17 protein-coding genes are annotated in these 17,190 nt (G+C 34.5%); 14 read left to right on the forward strand and 3 right to left on the reverse strand.

Annotated features, from left to right (window positions below; all coding sequences use genetic code 11):
- Positions 1 to 8 precede the first annotated feature (8 nt).
- The 3 genes from MV589_RS06630 to MV589_RS06640 all read left to right on the forward strand — a co-directional run bounded on the left by MV589_RS06630 (position 9) and on the right by MV589_RS06640 (position 3,934).
- On the forward strand, positions 9 to 146 hold the full coding sequence (locus tag MV589_RS06630) for a hypothetical protein (protein WP_297433220.1): 138 nt from the start codon (positions 9 to 11) through the stop codon (positions 144 to 146).
- An 86-nt stretch (positions 147 to 232) separates the two neighbouring features.
- Positions 233 to 2,554 (forward strand): DNA topoisomerase (ATP-hydrolyzing) subunit B, encoded by a 2,322-nt coding sequence (gene gyrB / locus MV589_RS06635; RefSeq protein WP_297433190.1) that lies wholly within the window; start codon positions 233 to 235, stop codon positions 2,552 to 2,554.
- 3 nt (positions 2,555 to 2,557) lie between these two features.
- A complete protein-coding gene (locus MV589_RS06640; protein WP_297433192.1) occupies positions 2,558 to 3,934 on the forward strand; it encodes a bifunctional diguanylate cyclase/phosphodiesterase in 1,377 nt (458 codons plus the stop codon).
- On the opposite strand, the gene MV589_RS06645 is transcribed toward MV589_RS06640, so the two are convergent.
- The gene (locus tag MV589_RS06645) at positions 3,920 to 5,173 is read right to left on the reverse strand and encodes a CCA tRNA nucleotidyltransferase (RefSeq protein ID WP_297433194.1); all 1,254 of its coding nucleotides are present in this window, start codon (positions 5,171 to 5,173) and stop codon (positions 3,920 to 3,922) included. The genes MV589_RS06640 and MV589_RS06645 overlap by 15 nt on opposite strands.
- A 117-nt stretch (positions 5,174 to 5,290) precedes the next feature.
- Here MV589_RS06645 and typA point away from each other — a divergent pair, with 117 nt between their 5' ends.
- Positions 5,291 to 7,093, forward strand: a complete 1,803-nt coding sequence (typA, locus tag MV589_RS06650) for a translational GTPase TypA (protein WP_297433196.1) — start codon at positions 5,291 to 5,293, stop codon at positions 7,091 to 7,093.
- Here typA and MV589_RS06655 read toward each other — a convergent pair.
- Positions 7,082 to 8,050, reverse strand: a complete 969-nt coding sequence (locus MV589_RS06655) for a hydrolase (protein WP_297433198.1) — start codon at positions 8,048 to 8,050, stop codon at positions 7,082 to 7,084. The two genes, typA and MV589_RS06655, sit on opposite strands and share 12 nt — an antisense overlap.
- Before the next feature lie 73 nt (positions 8,051 to 8,123).
- Between MV589_RS06655 and MV589_RS06660 the strand changes: the two genes are divergently transcribed.
- Genes MV589_RS06660 through MV589_RS06700 form a run of 9 tightly spaced genes read left to right on the forward strand, consistent with a single transcriptional unit; the run spans position 8,124 to position 15,436 of the window.
- Entirely contained in the window at positions 8,124 to 9,146 is a 1,023-nt protein-coding gene (locus tag MV589_RS06660) for a ribonucleotide-diphosphate reductase subunit beta (RefSeq protein ID WP_297433200.1), read from the forward strand.
- On the forward strand, positions 9,133 to 9,873 hold the full coding sequence (locus MV589_RS06665; RefSeq protein ID WP_297433202.1) for a carbon-nitrogen hydrolase family protein: 741 nt from the start codon (positions 9,133 to 9,135) through the stop codon (positions 9,871 to 9,873). The genes MV589_RS06660 and MV589_RS06665 overlap by 14 nt, the downstream gene beginning before the upstream one ends.
- 1 nt (position 9,874) lies before the next feature.
- Positions 9,875 to 10,513, forward strand: coding sequence for a protein-L-isoaspartate(D-aspartate) O-methyltransferase (locus tag MV589_RS06670; RefSeq protein WP_297433204.1), 639 nt, complete (start codon positions 9,875 to 9,877; stop codon positions 10,511 to 10,513).
- Positions 10,514 to 10,564: 51 nt separating this feature from the next.
- Positions 10,565 to 11,398 carry an FAD-dependent thymidylate synthase gene (locus MV589_RS06675; protein ID WP_297433206.1) on the forward strand — a complete coding sequence of 278 codons (834 nt, stop codon included), beginning with the start codon at positions 10,565 to 10,567 and terminating at the stop codon, positions 11,396 to 11,398.
- Positions 11,399 to 11,406: 8 nt separating this feature from the next.
- Positions 11,407 to 11,643: a hypothetical protein gene (locus MV589_RS06680; protein WP_297433207.1), complete on the forward strand. Its 237-nt coding sequence runs from the start codon at positions 11,407 to 11,409 to the stop codon at positions 11,641 to 11,643.
- Positions 11,633 to 12,490 (forward strand): acetylglutamate kinase, encoded by an 858-nt coding sequence (gene argB / locus MV589_RS06685; RefSeq protein ID WP_297433208.1) that lies wholly within the window; start codon positions 11,633 to 11,635, stop codon positions 12,488 to 12,490. The genes MV589_RS06680 and argB overlap by 11 nt, the downstream gene beginning before the upstream one ends.
- Positions 12,491 to 12,539: 49 nt before the next feature.
- On the forward strand, positions 12,540 to 13,070 hold the full coding sequence (locus MV589_RS06690; RefSeq protein ID WP_297433210.1) for a PhnA domain-containing protein: 531 nt from the start codon (positions 12,540 to 12,542) through the stop codon (positions 13,068 to 13,070).
- Positions 13,070 to 14,137 carry a deoxyguanosinetriphosphate triphosphohydrolase family protein gene (locus MV589_RS06695; RefSeq protein WP_297433212.1) on the forward strand — a complete coding sequence of 356 codons (1,068 nt, stop codon included), beginning with the start codon at positions 13,070 to 13,072 and terminating at the stop codon, positions 14,135 to 14,137. Before MV589_RS06690 ends, MV589_RS06695 begins: the two co-directional genes overlap by 1 nt.
- Positions 14,138 to 15,436: a DUF481 domain-containing protein gene (locus MV589_RS06700; RefSeq protein ID WP_297433214.1), complete on the forward strand. Its 1,299-nt coding sequence runs from the start codon at positions 14,138 to 14,140 to the stop codon at positions 15,434 to 15,436.
- Between the two features lie 61 nt (positions 15,437 to 15,497).
- On the opposite strand, the gene rpsU is transcribed toward MV589_RS06700, so the two are convergent.
- Complete coding sequence (gene rpsU / locus MV589_RS06705) at positions 15,498 to 15,710, reverse strand: 30S ribosomal protein S21 (RefSeq protein WP_013325822.1); 213 nt, start codon at positions 15,708 to 15,710, stop codon at positions 15,498 to 15,500.
- Positions 15,711 to 15,799: 89 nt separating this feature from the next.
- Here rpsU and dnaG point away from each other — a divergent pair.
- The coding region (gene dnaG, locus MV589_RS06710) for a DNA primase (protein ID WP_297433218.1) at positions 15,800 to 17,190 on the forward strand (1,391 nt) is incomplete at its 3' end.

The following is a 17,190-nucleotide window of genomic DNA, read 5'->3' on the forward strand; positions in this document are numbered from 1 at the left end:
CAATTGCAATTAACTCTAAATATCTTTTAGATTTTTTAAACGCAATTAACTCTTCAGAATTCAGCATTGGTCTTAATGAAGGAAATCTTCCATTTATTATTAAAGATCAAAACTTCATTACAGTAATTATGCCTATAGTTATATAAGTCTCTTAAAGACATAAAACTTCTTTTTAGTTAATTTTAGATAAAATATCTCCAATAATGCCAAATATGGCAATGGAGAGTATTTAATGGAACAAAATTACGGTGCTAGTAATATTAAAGTCCTCAAAGGTTTAGAGGCTGTTCGTAAACGTCCTGGTATGTATATTGGTGACACGGGACATCGCGGACTACATCATTTAGTTTATGAAGTCATTGATAACTCTATTGATGAAGCTATGGCTGGTTATTGTAATACCATCACTGTAACACTAACAAAAAATGGAACATGTAAAGTTAGTGATAATGGTCGTGGTATTCCTACTGGTATGCATCCAACAGAGGGAATGAGTGCTGCAACTGTTGTTTTAACTGTACTTCATGCTGGTGGAAAATTTGATAAAGATACCTATAAAGTTTCTGGTGGACTTCATGGTGTTGGTGTTTCCGTTGTAAATGCTCTCTCTTCTGATCTTCATATGACAATCTATCGTGATGGAAAAATTCATGAACAAGATTTTAAAATGGGTATTCCACAAGAGCCTCTTGAAGTTACAGGAACTACTAGAAAAACTGGAACAACCATTGAATTTGCAGCTGATCCAAGTATATTTACAGATACTGTAACTTTTGAATATGACTACTTAGCAAAAAGATTTAAAGAGTTAGCATACCTAAATCCATCTATTACTATTAAATTTATTGATGAGAGAAGTGGTCAGAAAGAAGAATATCATTTTGAAGGTGGTATTGCGCAGTATGTAACTGATATGAATAAAAAACAGACTGTTGCAAATGTTTATAGTTTTAGTGGTAAAGTTGAAGATATTGAGTTTGATATTGCTCTTATGTATAATGACTCTTATGAAGAGAAACTTGCTTCTTTTGTAAATAACATTAGAACTCCAAATGGTGGTACACATGAAGCAGGTTTTCGTGCGGGACTCACTCGTGTTGTATCAAATTACAACTCTAAAAATGGAGCTGTAAAAGAAAAAGATGTAAAAATATCTGGTGATGATGTAAAAGAGGGACTTATTGCTATTGTCTCTGCTCGTGTTCCAGAACCACAATTTGAAGGACAAACAAAAGGAAAACTTGGAAATACTTATGTCCGTCCTCTTATTCAAAAAGCAACAGGTGAAGCTCTTAGTAAATACTTTGAAGAGAATCCTATTGAAGCAAAAGCGATAGTACAAAAAGCACTTATGGCTGCTCGTGGACGTGAAGCTGCCAAAAAAGCTCGTGAACTTACTCGTAGAAAAGATTCTATGAGTGTTGGAACGCTTCCTGGTAAATTAGCTGATTGTCAAAGTAAAGATGCTTCTATTTGTGAACTTTATCTGGTGGAAGGGGACTCTGCAGGCGGTTCTGCAAAAATGGGTCGTGACCGTGTTTTTCAAGCAATTTTACCACTTAAAGGAAAAATTTTAAATGTTGAAAAAGCTCGTTTAGAGAAAATTTTAAAATCTGATGAAATTACAAATATGATTACGGCTATGGGTTGTGGTATTGGTGAAGAGTATAATGAAGAGAAGCTTCGTTATCATAAAATTATTATTATGACCGATGCCGATGTTGATGGTAGCCATATTCAAACACTTCTACTTACTTTCTTTTTTAGATATTTTAGAGATATTGTTGAAAAAGGGTATTTGTATCTTGCACAACCACCACTTTACAGATATACAAAAGGTAAGAAAAAAGAGATCTATTTTAAAGACGACAGAGCTATGAATGATTTTCTTATTGATAATGGCGTTGAGTCTTTAGAGGTTGAAAGTATTGGTCATGATGATTTAGTAGCTTACTTTAAAATGGTAGACCATTATGCTGGTTCACTTGAGGCACTAGAGCGTCGCTATGCTCTTGTAAATCTTATCCGTCTTTTTGTAGAAAATCCTGATTTAATTGCTCTTGATGCAAAAGATATGTTTGAAGAGATTAAAAAATATTTAGACTCTATTAATAATAATATTTTAACATATTCAATAAATGAAGAGACAAATGAAATTCATCTTTTCGTTCAAACAGAGGGTGGAATGGAAGAGTTACTTATAAATGATGAACTCTTTGGTGCACCTCACTTTGCAGAAGCAAGTTATGTTTATAAAAAGATTCAAGAGTGGGATATCTCTTTTGAAAAAGATTTCATAGAGATTTTAAATGACATTAAAGAGTATGCGAAAAAGGGTGCATATATTCAACGTTACAAAGGTCTTGGTGAGATGAACCCTGAACAACTTTGGGAAACAACAATGACTCCAGAAAATAGAGTGCTTTTACAAATTAGCATTGATGATGCAGAGGTAGCTTCAGACTCATTTACTCTTTTTATGGGTGATGAAGTAGAACCTCGTCGTAACTATATTGAGACACATGCAAAAGATGTGAAACATTTAGACGTATAAGTTATGCTACTGCCGCAGACAAAAGAGAGGGAATATAGATTTAAACTAGCACTAAGAATGGGACTCCCCATTTTTGCACTTGTCGTTGCTTTTATATTTCACACTTTTGTTAGCAACTATGGAAATTTAACTGCCTCAATGTATATAGAGGCAGTTCTTCTTCTTTTTGTAAGTATCTATTTTATTTTTTATCTTATTTATAGTGGTTTTGAAGTAAAAATAACTGATAATATAACAAAAACTTTTACACGAGAATATCTTTACAAATACCTTATAAAAGAACTCCATAATAAAAAAACTTATACGCTTATACTTTTAAGTGTCGAGAATCTTAATGATATAAATAAACTCTATGGGATTAAAAATGGAGATAAAGTTTTACGAGAAGTTGTCTTGTGGATAGCAAAATATTTTAAAGATGCAGATATAAATAACTTTCCATTAGGTCATTTAAAAGGTGGTGATTTTATTATTGGTCTTGAGGGAAAGAAAGAGAAATATATGACACTTTTAGATCTTTTTTGTCTAAAGTCAAATGAGTTTAAAGTGGGTGATATTGAGGTAAAAATTTCTGGTGCTATTGTTGATAGCCGCTATTCTCAAGAGCTTGATTATTTAATTGAACATCTTTTTGAAATTCAAAATAGAAAAAAAGTAACAAAAGAAGAAGAAATAAATCCAAACGAACTTGAATCTTTAGTTATAAACGCAATAAAAGAGAGAAATCTTTTTCTTATGAAACAGGATGTATTTGAAAATGAAAGCCTTGCGTTTAGAGAGTGTTTTGTAAAACTAAAAGGGGAAGATTCTAAGCTTATACATCCAAAAACCTATATTAAAGTTATAAATAAACTCTCTTTGGGTGTTGATTTTGATCTACTTGTTATAGAAGAAATTTTACAAAAAAGTGTTGAAAATAAGATATTTCATGCTATTAATATTTTACCAACATCTCTGAGAAACGATAAATTTCTTTTTCGAGTAAAAGAGTTCTTTAAAGAGTATGGAACACTTAATATAATATTTGTTCTCTCTGAATTTGAGTACTATTCACATACACAAAGATACAACAGTATTTTACACTCTTTGAAAAAATTGGGTATAAAAATTGCCATTGATAGACTGGGTTCTATCCATACAAGTTTTTTATATTTAAGAGAATTAGATATTGATATTGTAAGGTTCGATTCCTACTATTCAAATGATGAAAAATTAAAGAAAAATTTTAATATTGTTGATGGTTTTGTGATTATGGCTCATGAAAAGGGAGTAAAAACATGGATAAAAAATATTCAAACGCAGCAGAGTTTTGAACTTGCAAAAAAGGTTAAAGTTGACTATATTCAAGGAAAATATCTTTCAGAATTAGAGCAAAGATAGATATTTCTGAATCCAAACAAGAGCTTCCTCTCTATTTTTGAAATCTTCATGCATTTGTGCTTCATAGGCATCATCTAATATTTTTGAAAAAAGTACTGATGGTTTTAAACCAAAGCTCATGAGTTCTCTTCCTCTTATAAAAGGCTCTGCTTTTTTGTAAAATACCCCCAATCTCTTTGCTTTATCTATTAAATTGTCTATTTCTTTTTTTTTATTGTTGTGATAAAGGGCATAAAGATAAACGCAGTAGAGTGATATATCTACTTTTGTTGCTAATTTATAAATATCATAATTGTGTAAATCTTCTAAACGCAGTTGCGTTTGTGTTAGTTCTTCTATTGTCTTTATCAGCTTTTTATTTTTTGTGAGTTTGTTTAAAAATGATTTTTGTGCTGTTATTGTAAATTTTGAAGATAAAAGAGCAAACATAACTATTATATTTTTATCCTCATTTTTTGTAAAATAATATTGTTTAAAAATATCAAGACTTTTAAGTATGTCAAAATACTTTTCTTCATTTAGAAGAGTAAATTCATTAAAAAAAATAAAACCATCAAGATGTTTTAAAAGTAAAAAGCCTTGTGAGGGTTGTTTTGATTGAAGTAAAATCTTTTTAATCTCTTGAAAAATTCTCTCTTGTGCCAACTCTTTGAGAACATTGGCTTGCATCATAGATTTACACTTTATAAACAGAGAATTCTCAAGCCTAAACTCAAAACGGGCACTAAACATAATTGCACGCAGAACTCTTAGTGGATCTTCATCAAATTTTTTCAAATCAACTGCTTTGAGATGTTTTTTATTTAAATCTTCTATTCCATGAAAGGGATCAAGTAATTTTTTTGCTTTTATGTCATATCCCATTGCGTTTATAGTAAAATCTCTGCGGCTACTTGCTTGGGTAAAGTTTAATGAAGTGTCTACTTCTATTTGAAATCCTTGATGCCCAGATGCAATTTTGCTATCAGTTCTAGGAAGTGAAAAATCTAACTCTAAACCTCTGTATTTTAATTTACAGATACCAAAAGATTTTCCAACACTGTTAACGCTGCCAAACTCCTCTAAAATTTTTTCTACATATTCAAGAGAGTCAATATTATAAAGTTCTATGTCAATATCGTGAGATTCTTGGTTTAAAAGGGAATCTCGGATATATCCACCGACAATAATAGGTTTGATATTATGATTAATAAGTTTTAGAAAAATTGGATGTAAAGATTTTGGGTATTTGACACTCATTTTTATACATTTACTCGCTTTTTATTTCTCTTTTAAAAAGTATAGCACTTATTTTACAAGGATGTAATGATAATTAGGGTATAATCGCGAAAATTTTCCAAATAAAGGAAACCACTAATGCAAAAAATTAGAAATATTGCGGTTATCGCACACGTTGACCACGGTAAAACAACTTTGGTTGATGGACTACTAGAGCAATCTGGTACTTTTGGTTCACATGAACAACATGATGAAAGAGCAATGGACAGCAATGCACTTGAAAAAGAGCGTGGTATTACGATTCTTTCTAAAAATACGGCTATCCGTTATAAAGATTATAAAATTAACATTATTGACACTCCGGGCCATGCCGATTTCGGTGGTGAGGTTGAGCGTGTTCTTAAAATGGTTGATGGTGTTTTAGTACTTGTTGATGCTTATGAGGGGGTTATGCCACAAACTAAGTTTGTTGTTAAAAAAATGTTAGCGCTTGGTAAAAAACCAATTGTTGTTATCAATAAAATTGACAAACCTTCAGCTGAGCCTGATCGTGTTGTAGATGAAATGTTTGACCTTTTTGCAGATATGGGTGCAACAGATGAGCAACAAGATTTTCCTATTATCTATGCTGCTGCTCGTGATGGTATTGCAAAACTCGATATGGATGAAGAGGGTGGAGATTTTCAATGTATTTTTGAAACTATCTTAGAGCATGTTCCAGAGCCAGAAGGTTCACCAGAAAATGATTTTCAAGCGCAAGTATTTACATTAGATTATGACAACTATGTTGGTAAAATTGGAATTAGCCGTATTTTTAATGGTCGTGTAAATAAAGGCGATAATGTTATGCTTGCAAAAGCTGATGGTTCATTGGTAAAAGGAAAAATCTCTAAACTTATTGGTTTTATGGGACTTAACCGTATGGAAATAGACCAAGCAGAAGCTGGTGACATTGTTGCGTTTGCAGGAATGGAGACTGTTGATGTTGGAGATACTGTATGTGATCCAGTAAATCCTGTTGCACTTGATCCTATGCATGTTGAAGAACCAACACTTACAGTTGTATTTGCTGTAAATGACTCTCCACTTGCTGGTAAAGAGGGTAAACATGTAACTTCAAATAAACTCAAAGATAGACTAGAAGCGGAAATGACAACAAATGTTGCTATGAAACTTGAAGTTGTTGGTGAGGGTAAATTTAAAGTAAGTGGTCGTGGTGAACTTCAAATTACAATTCTTGCTGAAAATATGCGTCGTGAAGATTATGAATTTAGTATTTCTCGTCCAGAAGTTATTACCAAAGAAATTGATGGCGTAAAATGTGAACCATTTGAACATTTGGTAATTGATGTTCCTGAAGAACTTGGTGGTACTGTAATTGAGCGTCTTGGTAAAAGAAAAGCTGAAATGAAATCCATGATGCCAATGGGCCAAGGTTTCCAAAGAATCGAATTTGAAATTCCTGCTCGTGCATTGATTGGATTTCGTGGACAATTTTTAACTGACACTAAGGGTGAGGGTATTATGAACCACTCTTTCTTAGAATTCCGTCCATTTAGTGGTGCAGTTGAATCAAGAAGTTATGGTGCACTTGTATCTATGACTGCTGGTTCAACTCTTGGATTCTCTCTTTTTGGTATTCAAGACCGTGGTACACTTTTCATCGGTGTGCAGACTGAAGTATATGAAGGTATGATTATTGGTGAACATTCTCGTCAAAACGACTTGGTTGTAAATCCTATTAAAGGAAAAGCACAATCAAATGTTCGCTCAAGCGGAGCTGATGAAGCTATTAAACTTGTACCACCTCGTGATATGTCACTAGAGCGTGCTTTAGAGTGGATTGAAGATGATGAACTTCTTGAAGTAACTCCAAAATCTATTCGTATTCGTAAAAAATTCTTAACTGAGAGTGAGAGAAAACGTAACTCACGCAAATAGTCGAAAATATTCGACTATTCTCTTTTCAAGCCAATATTTTGGCTTGAAAAGATTTCCTTCAATAAACCCGACATGACCACCTTTTTCACTTACTTCTAAAGTGATAAATTTTGAAATTTCTTCTTTTTTTGGTAAAACTTCCGGTGTCATAAATGGATCATCTTTTGCCTGAATTATAAGTGTGGGTGTCTCTATATATTTTAAAAATTGTTTTGCGCTATTTTTAGCATAATAATCATCTGCTGAAGAAAAACCATGAATAGGAGCGGTATAGAGTTCATCAAACTCACGAATACTTTTCATATTTTTGACATCTTCTTCTTTTAAATTAATCAATTTTTTAAAATCAAATTTTTTAAATTTTTTTAGTAGTGATATTTTTAGTTCATCTAAAAGTCGTTTCTGGTAAACTTTTGCTCCTCCACTGTCTATGGTTTTTGCCGCTATTTCAAGTTGTAGTGGTGCGCTAACTCCAACTGCTGCTGTTATAAAACTGTTTTGTTTTAGTTCCCCTAGAAGTTTAAGAAGCATATTTGCCCCAAGAGAGTAACCAACACAATAAATTTTTGCACTTATATATTTTTTATGGATATGTTCCAAATATTCAAGATTATCTTTTGTATCGCCACTATGATAAGAGCGTGCAAGAAGATTCTCTTTTAAAGCACATCCACGAAAATGTACAACCGCGCAGGCAAATCCATCATTACAAAGCTCTTTAACCGCACCTTGAATATAGGGTGATTTGTAAGAGCCTGCAAGTCCGTGAAATAAAACAGCAATCTTTTTACACTCACTGCGTTTAGGTCTGTTTTGCCAATAAATTTCTATAAAATCTCCATCACTAAGAGTGAACTCTTCAATCTCCCAATTTTTTAAAAAAGGCTTTCTAAAAAGTGTTGCATAAGATGTTTGAATATGTCTATTTGAAAGTAAATTTTTTGTTCTAAATTTCATAATATATTGTATCTAATAATTAGTTTTTAATTGACATAGTGATAAAATGCTTTACTTATAAGGATGGAATTTTATGGATAGAAAACATATATATAACCCTGATTCAACTGAAAATGTAAATGATAGAAAAGTTTTTGGTGGTAATCCAACAGGTATTTTTGAACTTAACAATATTAAATATCAGTGGGCATATAACCTTTGGGAGATGATGTTAAACAATACTTGGTTTCCTAAAGAGGTCGATATGACTCGTGATGTGAATGACTATAAACAACTTACAGATGCAGAAAAAATAGCTTATGATAAGACTCTTTCACAGCTTATTTTTATGGATTCACTTCAAACAAACAACTTGATTGATAATGTTAATCCTTATGTAACCGCTCCAGAGATTAATCTTGTTTTAGTGCGTCAATCTTTTGAAGAGGCACTACATTCTCAAAGTTATGCAGTAATGGTTGATAGCATTTCAACAAATTCTGAAGAGATTTATGATCTTTGGCGTAGAGATATGATGCTTAAACATAAAAATGATGCTATTGCTGCAGTATATCAAGAACTTGCAGACCATCCAACAGACGAGAATTTTTTAAAAGCCTGCTTTGCAAATCAAATTTTAGAGGGTATTTACTTTTATAGTGGTTTTACTTATCTTTATACCCTTGCACGATCTGGAAAAATGCTTGGATCTGCACAGATGATTCGTTTTATTCAGCGTGATGAAGTGACACATCTTGTACTTTTTCAAAATCTTATAAATACACTACGAAAAGAGCGAGCTGATTTATTTACAGATGAGTTAAAAGCAGATGTTTATGAGATGTTTCGTAAAGCCACAAAACTTGAATCTGATTGGGGAAAATACATTACGCAGGGACAGATTCTTGGACTTACAAATGATATTGTAGAACAATATATACAATATTTAGCAGACGATAGATTAAATGCTGTTGGTCTTGACAAAATTTATAATGTTTCAAATCCAATTAAATGGGTAGATGATTTTGCAAAATTTAATGATCAAAAAACAAATTTCTTTGAAGGAAATGTAGTAAACTACTCAAAAGGTAGCCTCTCTTTTGATGATGACTTCTAAAAGAGTTGAGCATACGCTCTGCTCTCTCTCATTTGAGACTACAAATGATTACAAGGCTAACTTACAAACACTTCTTACACTTATAGATAATCGTCAAAAAAATAGCATTATCGTTGCTCCAGAAGTTGCTTTAACGGGCTTTGATTATGAGAATTTTGATGCAGTTAGTGCGTTTGCTTCATCTGCCATTGAGTCTATAAAAAAAGCCAGCGCAAACAAAACAGTTATACTAACAATTATAGAAAAACGAGATGATGGCGTTTATAATTTTGCAAAAGTATTTCACAATGGTGAAGTGATTTATGAGAGGGCTAAGGCAAAACTTTTTAAATTTGGTGGTGAAGAGAAATATTTTGTAGAGGGAAATATAGACGATATTGATTTTGTGCTAGTTGATGGCATAAAAATTGCAATTTTAATCTGTTTTGAGCTGCGTTTTAAAGAGTTGTGGTCTAGATGTGAAGGGGCAGACATTATAGCTGTACCTGCTTGGTGGGGAAAAATACGGGCGAAACATTTTGAAATTTTAACGCAGTCTTTAGCACTCATAAATCAATGTTACGTTGTTGCAAGTGATGCTAAAAATGAAGAGTGCACAAAAATAAGCGCTATAATTTCACCACAGGGTGAAGCTTTTTACAATAGGAATAAGCCTTGCTTAGAGGTCAAATATAATAAAAAAGATATATCTTTAATGCGAAGATATATGGATGTGGGGATAGAGTAATTTGGATAGAATAACAGCAACAAAAACTGCACGGATGGCAGATGAAATAGAGAAGAGATTTCTGCTCTCTCCAGCAGTAAAAGAAGCGATAGCAAGCACAAATAGGGAGGCTTTTGTTCCAACTGGATTTCGTCACAATGCTTATAAGCTTGATGCTTTGCCTATAGGAGGAGCACAGTTTATAAGTTCACCTTTAACTGTTGCAAAAATGACAGAGTACCTCATTCCTCGCGGTGCAGATAGAGTTTTGGAAGTTGGTTGTGGTAGTGGGTATCAAGCAGCAGTTCTTTCACATCTTTTTCGAGGTGTTTTTACTGTTGAGAGGATTGAACCACTTTTAATGGAGGCAAAAAAACGCTTTCGTGACTTGGGGATTAATAACATTCATTCGCGAACAGATGATGGACAAAATGGTTGGATCTCTTATGCTCCTTATGACAGAATTCTTTTTTCTGCAACTGCAAAAGAGATACCAGAAAAACTTTTTGAACAGTTAAGTGATGGTGGAATACTCGTAGCCCCTTTGCAAAAGGGAGATAAGCAGGTCATTATGCGTTTTATGAAAAATGGTTCACGCATAGTTGAAGAAGAACTCGAAGATTGTGATTTTGTGCCTATTTTGGATGGTGTACAGAAGTAAGCAATAAGTTAAATTGTAGTAAAATATACCAAATTAATTTGGGATGGTTTTATGCAAGAGATGTACGGAATAAAATATTTTCAACCTGAAGTAGTATTACTGCAAGATACTGGTATTGGTGTTGCTGAAACTGCAGCGCGTACATGCTATGACAGCTTTTCAAATAGTGAAAATAATATTGTCCAAGAGATAGAAAATAGACTCCCAAATAAAGAGATGTGCCAAACATTGAATGAAATAGAAGAGTCAAATCTTCTTGATGATTTGGCATGGACATACTTTCACCACTCCATTTTAGAACATGCAAATCTCAGTTATCTCATTCGTGGAACAAGCCGTGGAGTCTTGCAAGAGCATGCTCGTCACAGAATACAAGCCATAAGTGTCCGTAGCACTCGTTATACGATGAGCTCTCTTATTAATGCTTTTGTTGCTTCTAAAGTAGGAGATGAGAGAGAATTTTTTATAAAAAAAGTGCTTGAGTTTAATATGTTTGTTACAGCTGATGCAGCTTATAATAGAGTTGAAATAAATGGAATGTATGAGAAGTTAAATTATCAATTTCATGTTGTAGAAGATTTTTACTCTCTTGCAGTTGCAAAGAGTTCTCTTGGCTTTTTAGAGGAGTTTGAGGGAGATGCTGAGGCTCTTTATGAAGCCTTACAAAATGGGAAAAAAAAGCGAAATGTTGGGGATGCTTTTAAACATATCATCACTGATAATGTAAAAGTAGATATGGTTGTTACATTTAATTTAAGAAGTTTAAAAAATTACTTTACACTTAGAGATAGTGGTGCTGCATATTTTCAAATACGCTGGCTTGCAAAAGAGATGATGCGTGTGACACCTCAGAAATATCTTGATTTGATTGTAAAGAAAAAATAGGAATATATATGTATAAAATTTTAGCAGTAGCAGCAGTTGTTCTTTTTGTTAGTGGATGTGCGAACTTTAAAGTGACAGGAACAATGTGCGATAGTATTAACCAAGAGCCGGGTAGTACAGTGCCAGAGGAGTGTCAGGCATATAGTGAGAAAAAAGCAAATAAGGCATTCTTTAAGACAAGAAACGAACAGATACACTCTGCCGAAGATATTATAAAATTTAGCAAGGAAACTGATGATAACTAAAAAGATAGAGACAGCAAAGACCCTTCTGGATGCTTTACCATATATAAAACAGTATCAAAATAAAATTTTTGTCATAAAGTATGGTGGTTCGGCACAAATCAATCCTGATTTAAAAGAGAAATTTGCGCAAGATATTATTTTACTTTACCTTGTCGGCATTAAACCTGTTGTCGTACATGGTGGTGGTAATCGTATTAGTGCAATGCTTGATAAGCTCAAACTTGGTTCAGAGTTTGTTGATGGTATGCGTGTAACGACTGAGCAGGTGATGGAAGTGGTGGAGATGGTACTGAGTGGAAGTATCAACAAAGAGATAACAGCCCTTTTAAATCTTCATGGTGGTAAGGCACTTGGCATCAGTGGAAAAGATGCAAATTTCATCGTTGCAGAGCCAAAAGCAAATGGAAAGTATGGACTTGTTGGTGAGATAGTAAATATTGATAATAAAGTGATAGAAAATCTCATTAACGAAGGGTTTATTCCTGTTATAGCACCTATTGGTTCTGGAAATGAGGTGAATCATCCAGGATTTAATATAAACGCAGACCTTGCAGCGAGTAAAATTGCAGGAAAACTTAAAGCAAAAAAGATTCTTTTTATGACGGACATTGTTGGTGTTTTAGATAAAGAGAAAAATCTTTTGGAGACTTTGACTCAAAAAGAAATTGAAGATTATAAGGCTGATGGCACAATTTATGGTGGAATGATACCAAAAGTAGATGCTTGTCTTGAGGCGGTTGATGCTGGGGTGGAGAAAGCACACATCATTGATGGTAGGGTAGAGCACTCTATTTTGTTAGAGATTTTTACGAGTGATGGTGTTGGTACGGTTATAAAAAAAGCCTAATTAAATCATTGGGCAGTATAATTATAAAAATATTTTAAAAGGATAAAAAATGGCAAGAAGTGAAGTATGTGAGTTGTGTGGAAGTAGCGAAGATGTAAGTGTTTTAGAACTGCCTGTTAGTGATGGCAGCGAAGAGCAGAGCGTTTATGTTTGTGCTAATTGCAAAGGGCAAATAGAAAATGATGAACTTGATGAGACACATTTTAACTGCCTTAACGATGCAATGTGGAGTGAAACTCCAGCGGTAAAAGTAATGTCATATATCTTATGGAATAAGCTCGGTCGCAGTGATATGCTTGATATGATGTATATGGAAGAAGAGGAACAAAAACTTGCAGATGCTGCTATAAATGCAGAAGCAAACAAAGTAGTTTTTCGTGATGCAAATGGTGTAGAACTTCATGCAGGTGATAGCATTGTGATCTTAAAAGATTTAGATGTGAAAGGTGCAGGGTTCACTGCAAAACGCGGTACAACTGTAACGAGAATTACACTTCCAAATGATATGGATGACCATGTTGAGGGCCGTGTAAACGGAACAAAAATCTACTTAAAAACAGAATTCATTAAAAAAGCTTAATGAAACCTTACCAGCGTTTTTATGAGATAGATAAGGATTTTCGTAATCCTTATGCTCGTGACAGAGATAGAATTATTCACTCGGGTAGTTTTAGAAAACTAGAGTATAAAACGCAGGTCTTTTTAAATCACGAGGGTGATTTCTTCCGTACTCGTCTTACACACTCTATTGAAGTTTCTCAAATTGCACGCTCAATTACTTCTCAACTTGATTTAAATGAATCTCTTGGTGAAGCTATTGCTTTGGCACATGATTTAGGACATACGCCTTTTGGGCACGTAGGTGGTGATACACTTGATGAGTGCTTAAAAGCAGATGGTTTTCAAAATGGTTTTGAGCATAATTTTCAAAGTTTTAGGGTTGTTACAAAACTTGAAAAACGGTATAAAAATTTTGATGGTCTTAATCTTACTTTTGCTACTTTAGAGGGGATTCTTAAACACTCTTATCCTTATAAAAAATCATTTTTACCAAAAATTATAGACACACAGTTCGACCTAGATAAACATCCATCGTATGAAGCTATGGTAGTGGATCGTGCGGATGAAATTGCCTATATGAGTCATGATATAGACGATGGCGTAAACTCTGGGCTTATCACTTTTGAAGATTTAAAAGAGAGTGAGTTGGCTTGTGAAATACTAGATAAAGTGGCTTTAGAAGGTGTAGGGAGTGAAAATGATGAGATGTTTCGTTACAGATTTAGCTCTAACCTTATAAATCATCTCGTCTATTCATTGCTTGATTTTTCAAAGCAGAGAGTTGCAAATTATGAAGAGATGCCTGTTGGTTTTGACAAAGAACTAGAGACAAAGATCAAAAAGCTTAAAAAGATTCTTTTTGTAAAAATGTACCAACATAAAAATATTGTCCGTAAAATGTACGCTGGGAAACAGGCAATAAAAGGGCTCTATAAAGGACTTATGGAAGAAGAGAAAATGCTTCCTTCATTTTATTTTCAGCAACTTGACAAGCGTAATAAACATAGAGTGGTGGCAGATTATATTGCAAGTATGAGTGACAGATATGCTTTAAATTTTTATAATGAAATGTATGGAAAACTGTAGATGAAAATAGTTGCGTTTTTGTTGATGCTCTTGAGCGCTGCGTTTGCAGAGCATCTTGTAAACGCAGTCGATGTAAACCAAAGCAGACAAATGCAGTCTGTGGATAAATCTGCACTTTTAGAGGGTGAACCTGTCATCATTAAAGATACTTCGGGGATGAGTGATGCTGAAGTACGAGAAAAAGCTGAGCGCTCCGATGCAAACAGAACACAAACCATAGGTTTGCCTGTTAGCAATGTTGTCAAATCCATAGATAAAACAGGGAAAATAAACATTTCAAAACTGCAACAACCTTGGGAAAAGCTCTCCCCTACTCCAAAAGCGTATGACTGGGTAGAGACAAAAAAGGGGGAGTGGTTTAAGGGTAAAATTAAGGGAATGTTTGATGATGAGCTTGAGTTTGATAGTGAAGAGATAGGGGTTTACAGTTTTGATTTTGATGATATTAAGCAGATAAAGAGTTATCACATTATTGATGTTAATATCGAAGGTGTAGCGACTATTCCGGGGATTTTACGATATAAAGATGGACAATTTCGTATAATCCAGGGAAAAGAGACTTTTACTTTTAACAAATCTCAGGTGGTCTCTTTTGCGGCTTCAGGTGATAAAGAACGTCAATACTGGTCAGGAAAAATAGCAATAAGTTTCGATACTCGTAGAGGAAACCGTAACCAGTATGATTATACGATGCAATCAAATTTAAAAAGACGTACAGCAACAAGTAAACTTTTGCTTGATTATATTGGTCGTGTTTCACGGACTGAAGGAGTTGAGACAGCAAATGATCATCGTATAGATGAGAAGTATGATGTTTATTTGACACGATATTTCTTTTGGACACCACTTTTTTCAGAGTATTATACTGATAGGTTTAAAAATATACGCGCACAGTATACTGCTGGTGTCGGTATTGGGTACACGGTTATAAAAACAAAAGTGATGGAGTGGGATCTCTCAGGTGGTCCTGCGGCATTACGAACGAACTACATTACAGTACCACAAGGAACAGATAGCTCGGTGCTCTCACCATCTTTGGAAATAAGTACACGACTAGAGTATGAGCTCTCAGATATAACAGATATAACATATCAGTACAAACTTACACTCACAAACAAACTCTCAGGACGCTACAAGCATCATATGGTTTTGACATTTGAAAATGCACTCTTAGAGTGGTTAGATTTTGATATTACAGGAATTTGGGACCATACACAGATACCTGAAGTGGATTCTGATGGCATAAAACCATTGCAAAATGATTATCAGATGTTAGTTGGAGTAGGAATTGAGTTTTAGGGAAGTTACTGCGTTTAGGAGCAAAGTTTAGAGCGAAAACGCACTCCCGAAGGAGAAACGTTTACAGGCGTGATTCGTAACGTCTCATCATATAAAGACGTTTAAGCATTTTTTTACGAGAAGCAATTTTGAATTTCTTACGTTTTTCAGTCTCTGTTTCATGGAAACGGCGAGCACGAGCTTCAGTAACTATTAAGTTACGGTCAACTTGTTTTTTAAAACGTCTGTAAGCAGCATCAAAGTTGTCATCTGAACGTAGTACAATACCAGGCATATCACATCACCCACTTTCTGTTAAAATTTGAATTGAAATTATAACCTAATTTTATCTATTTAGCAAATTTACTATAGTATAATGTGATTATGATTGCGCAAGACTCCATAGAAGCCCTAAAGGCACGACTTGATATTGTTGATGTTGTCGGCTCCTATGTTGAGTTGAAAAAGGCAGGGGGGAACTTTAAAGCACCCTGTCCATTTCATGATGAAAAATCTCCTTCTTTTGTTGTAAGTCCACAAAAACAGATATACCACTGTTTTGGATGTGGGGCAGGTGGTGATGCTGTAAAATTTGTGATGGAGTATGAGAAGCTTAACTATCCCGAAGCTTTAGAAAAACTTGCAGAGTCTTATAACTTTACGCTCACATATACCGATAACAAACATAACAAACCACGCTCACAGGTGATGGACAAACTTAATGAGTGGTACCAAACACTTCTTACTCATAATCAAACAGCACTGAGTTACATTAAAGAGCGTGGTATTTATGAGAGCAGTATTGAGAAGTTTGGCATTGGGTATGCACCCGATTCAAACGCAACTATTAACTACATAAAGTCGCAGCAGTTCTCCATCAAAGAGGCGGTAGATATGGGTGTGGTCGGTTATAACCAAGAGCGTAATCAGACCTATGCGCGTTTTATTGAGCGTATTACCTTTCCCATCCACTCTGCAAATGGCAGTATAGTCGGCTTTGGTGGGCGTACCATTACGGGACATCAGGCGAAGTATGTAAACTCTCCAGAGACTGCTTTTTTTAATAAATCTCGTCTTTTGTATGCCTACCACCTTGCAAAACAAACCGTACATAAAAAACAAGAAATCATTATTACTGAGGGCTATTTGGATGTTGTAATGCTGCATCAAGCAGGCTTTGACAATGCAGTAGCAACACTTGGAACAGCACTTACACATGAACATCTGCCACTGCTTCGTAAAGGTTCTCCTCGTGTTGTAATGGCGTATGATGGCGACAAAGCAGGGCGCGCAGCAGCGCTTAAAGCCTCAAAACTTTTAAGTGCAAGTGGCTTTAACGGTGGCGTGGTTGTGTTTGGCGGAGGGCTTGATCCTGCAGATATGGTAAAAGAGGGACGGGTAGAAGAGCTTGGCAATATGTTTAGAGAGCCAAAGCCCTTTATAGAATTTGTGCTCGATGAGATACTTTCACTCTACAATCTGCAAGATCCAAAAGCAAAAGAGGCTTGTATGCAAGAGGGCATTGCTTACTTAAAAACACTCTCTCCAATTTTACAAGAGGAGTACAAAACTTATCTTGCTTCTCGTCTTGGTGGTTTGGGAGTTTCACCTTCACTACTGCGTTTAAATAACCAAACGCAGCCAAATACGCATAATGCTCCTTTAATGCAAAAAAATATGCACCGTGATATGTGGGAACTCTCTTTAATAAAGACGATTTTAGAAAAGCCAGAGTTTATTGACCATATTTTAGATGTAATTGAACCTTCACTATT

The organism is Sulfurimonas sp. (genome assembly GCF_026991475.1).
Taxonomy (GTDB): Bacteria; Campylobacterota; Campylobacteria; order Campylobacterales; family Sulfurimonadaceae; genus Sulfurimonas.

Coding starts and splice junctions, on each gene's coding strand:
- gyrB (WP_297433190.1), top strand. CDS start 233: ATGGAACAAAATTACGGTGCTAGTAATATTAAAGTCCTCAAAGGTTTA.
- MV589_RS06640 (WP_297433192.1), top strand. CDS start 2,558: ATGCTACTGCCGCAGACAAAAGAGAGGGAATATAGATTTAAACTAGCA.
- MV589_RS06645 (WP_297433194.1), bottom strand. CDS start 5,173: ATGAGTGTCAAATACCCAAAATCTTTACATCCAATTTTTCTAAAACTT.
- typA (WP_297433196.1), top strand. CDS start 5,291: ATGCAAAAAATTAGAAATATTGCGGTTATCGCACACGTTGACCACGGT.
- MV589_RS06655 (WP_297433198.1), bottom strand. CDS start 8,050: ATGAAATTTAGAACAAAAAATTTACTTTCAAATAGACATATTCAAACA.
- MV589_RS06660 (WP_297433200.1), top strand. CDS start 8,124: ATGGATAGAAAACATATATATAACCCTGATTCAACTGAAAATGTAAAT.
- MV589_RS06665 (WP_297433202.1), top strand. CDS start 9,133: ATGATGACTTCTAAAAGAGTTGAGCATACGCTCTGCTCTCTCTCATTT.
- MV589_RS06675 (WP_297433206.1), top strand. CDS start 10,565: ATGCAAGAGATGTACGGAATAAAATATTTTCAACCTGAAGTAGTATTA.
- MV589_RS06680 (WP_297433207.1), top strand. CDS start 11,407: ATGTATAAAATTTTAGCAGTAGCAGCAGTTGTTCTTTTTGTTAGTGGA.
- argB (WP_297433208.1), top strand. CDS start 11,633: ATGATAACTAAAAAGATAGAGACAGCAAAGACCCTTCTGGATGCTTTA.
- MV589_RS06690 (WP_297433210.1), top strand. CDS start 12,540: ATGGCAAGAAGTGAAGTATGTGAGTTGTGTGGAAGTAGCGAAGATGTA.
- MV589_RS06695 (WP_297433212.1), top strand. CDS start 13,070: ATGAAACCTTACCAGCGTTTTTATGAGATAGATAAGGATTTTCGTAAT.
- MV589_RS06700 (WP_297433214.1), top strand. CDS start 14,138: ATGAAAATAGTTGCGTTTTTGTTGATGCTCTTGAGCGCTGCGTTTGCA.
- rpsU (WP_013325822.1), bottom strand. CDS start 15,710: ATGCCTGGTATTGTACTACGTTCAGATGACAACTTTGATGCTGCTTAC.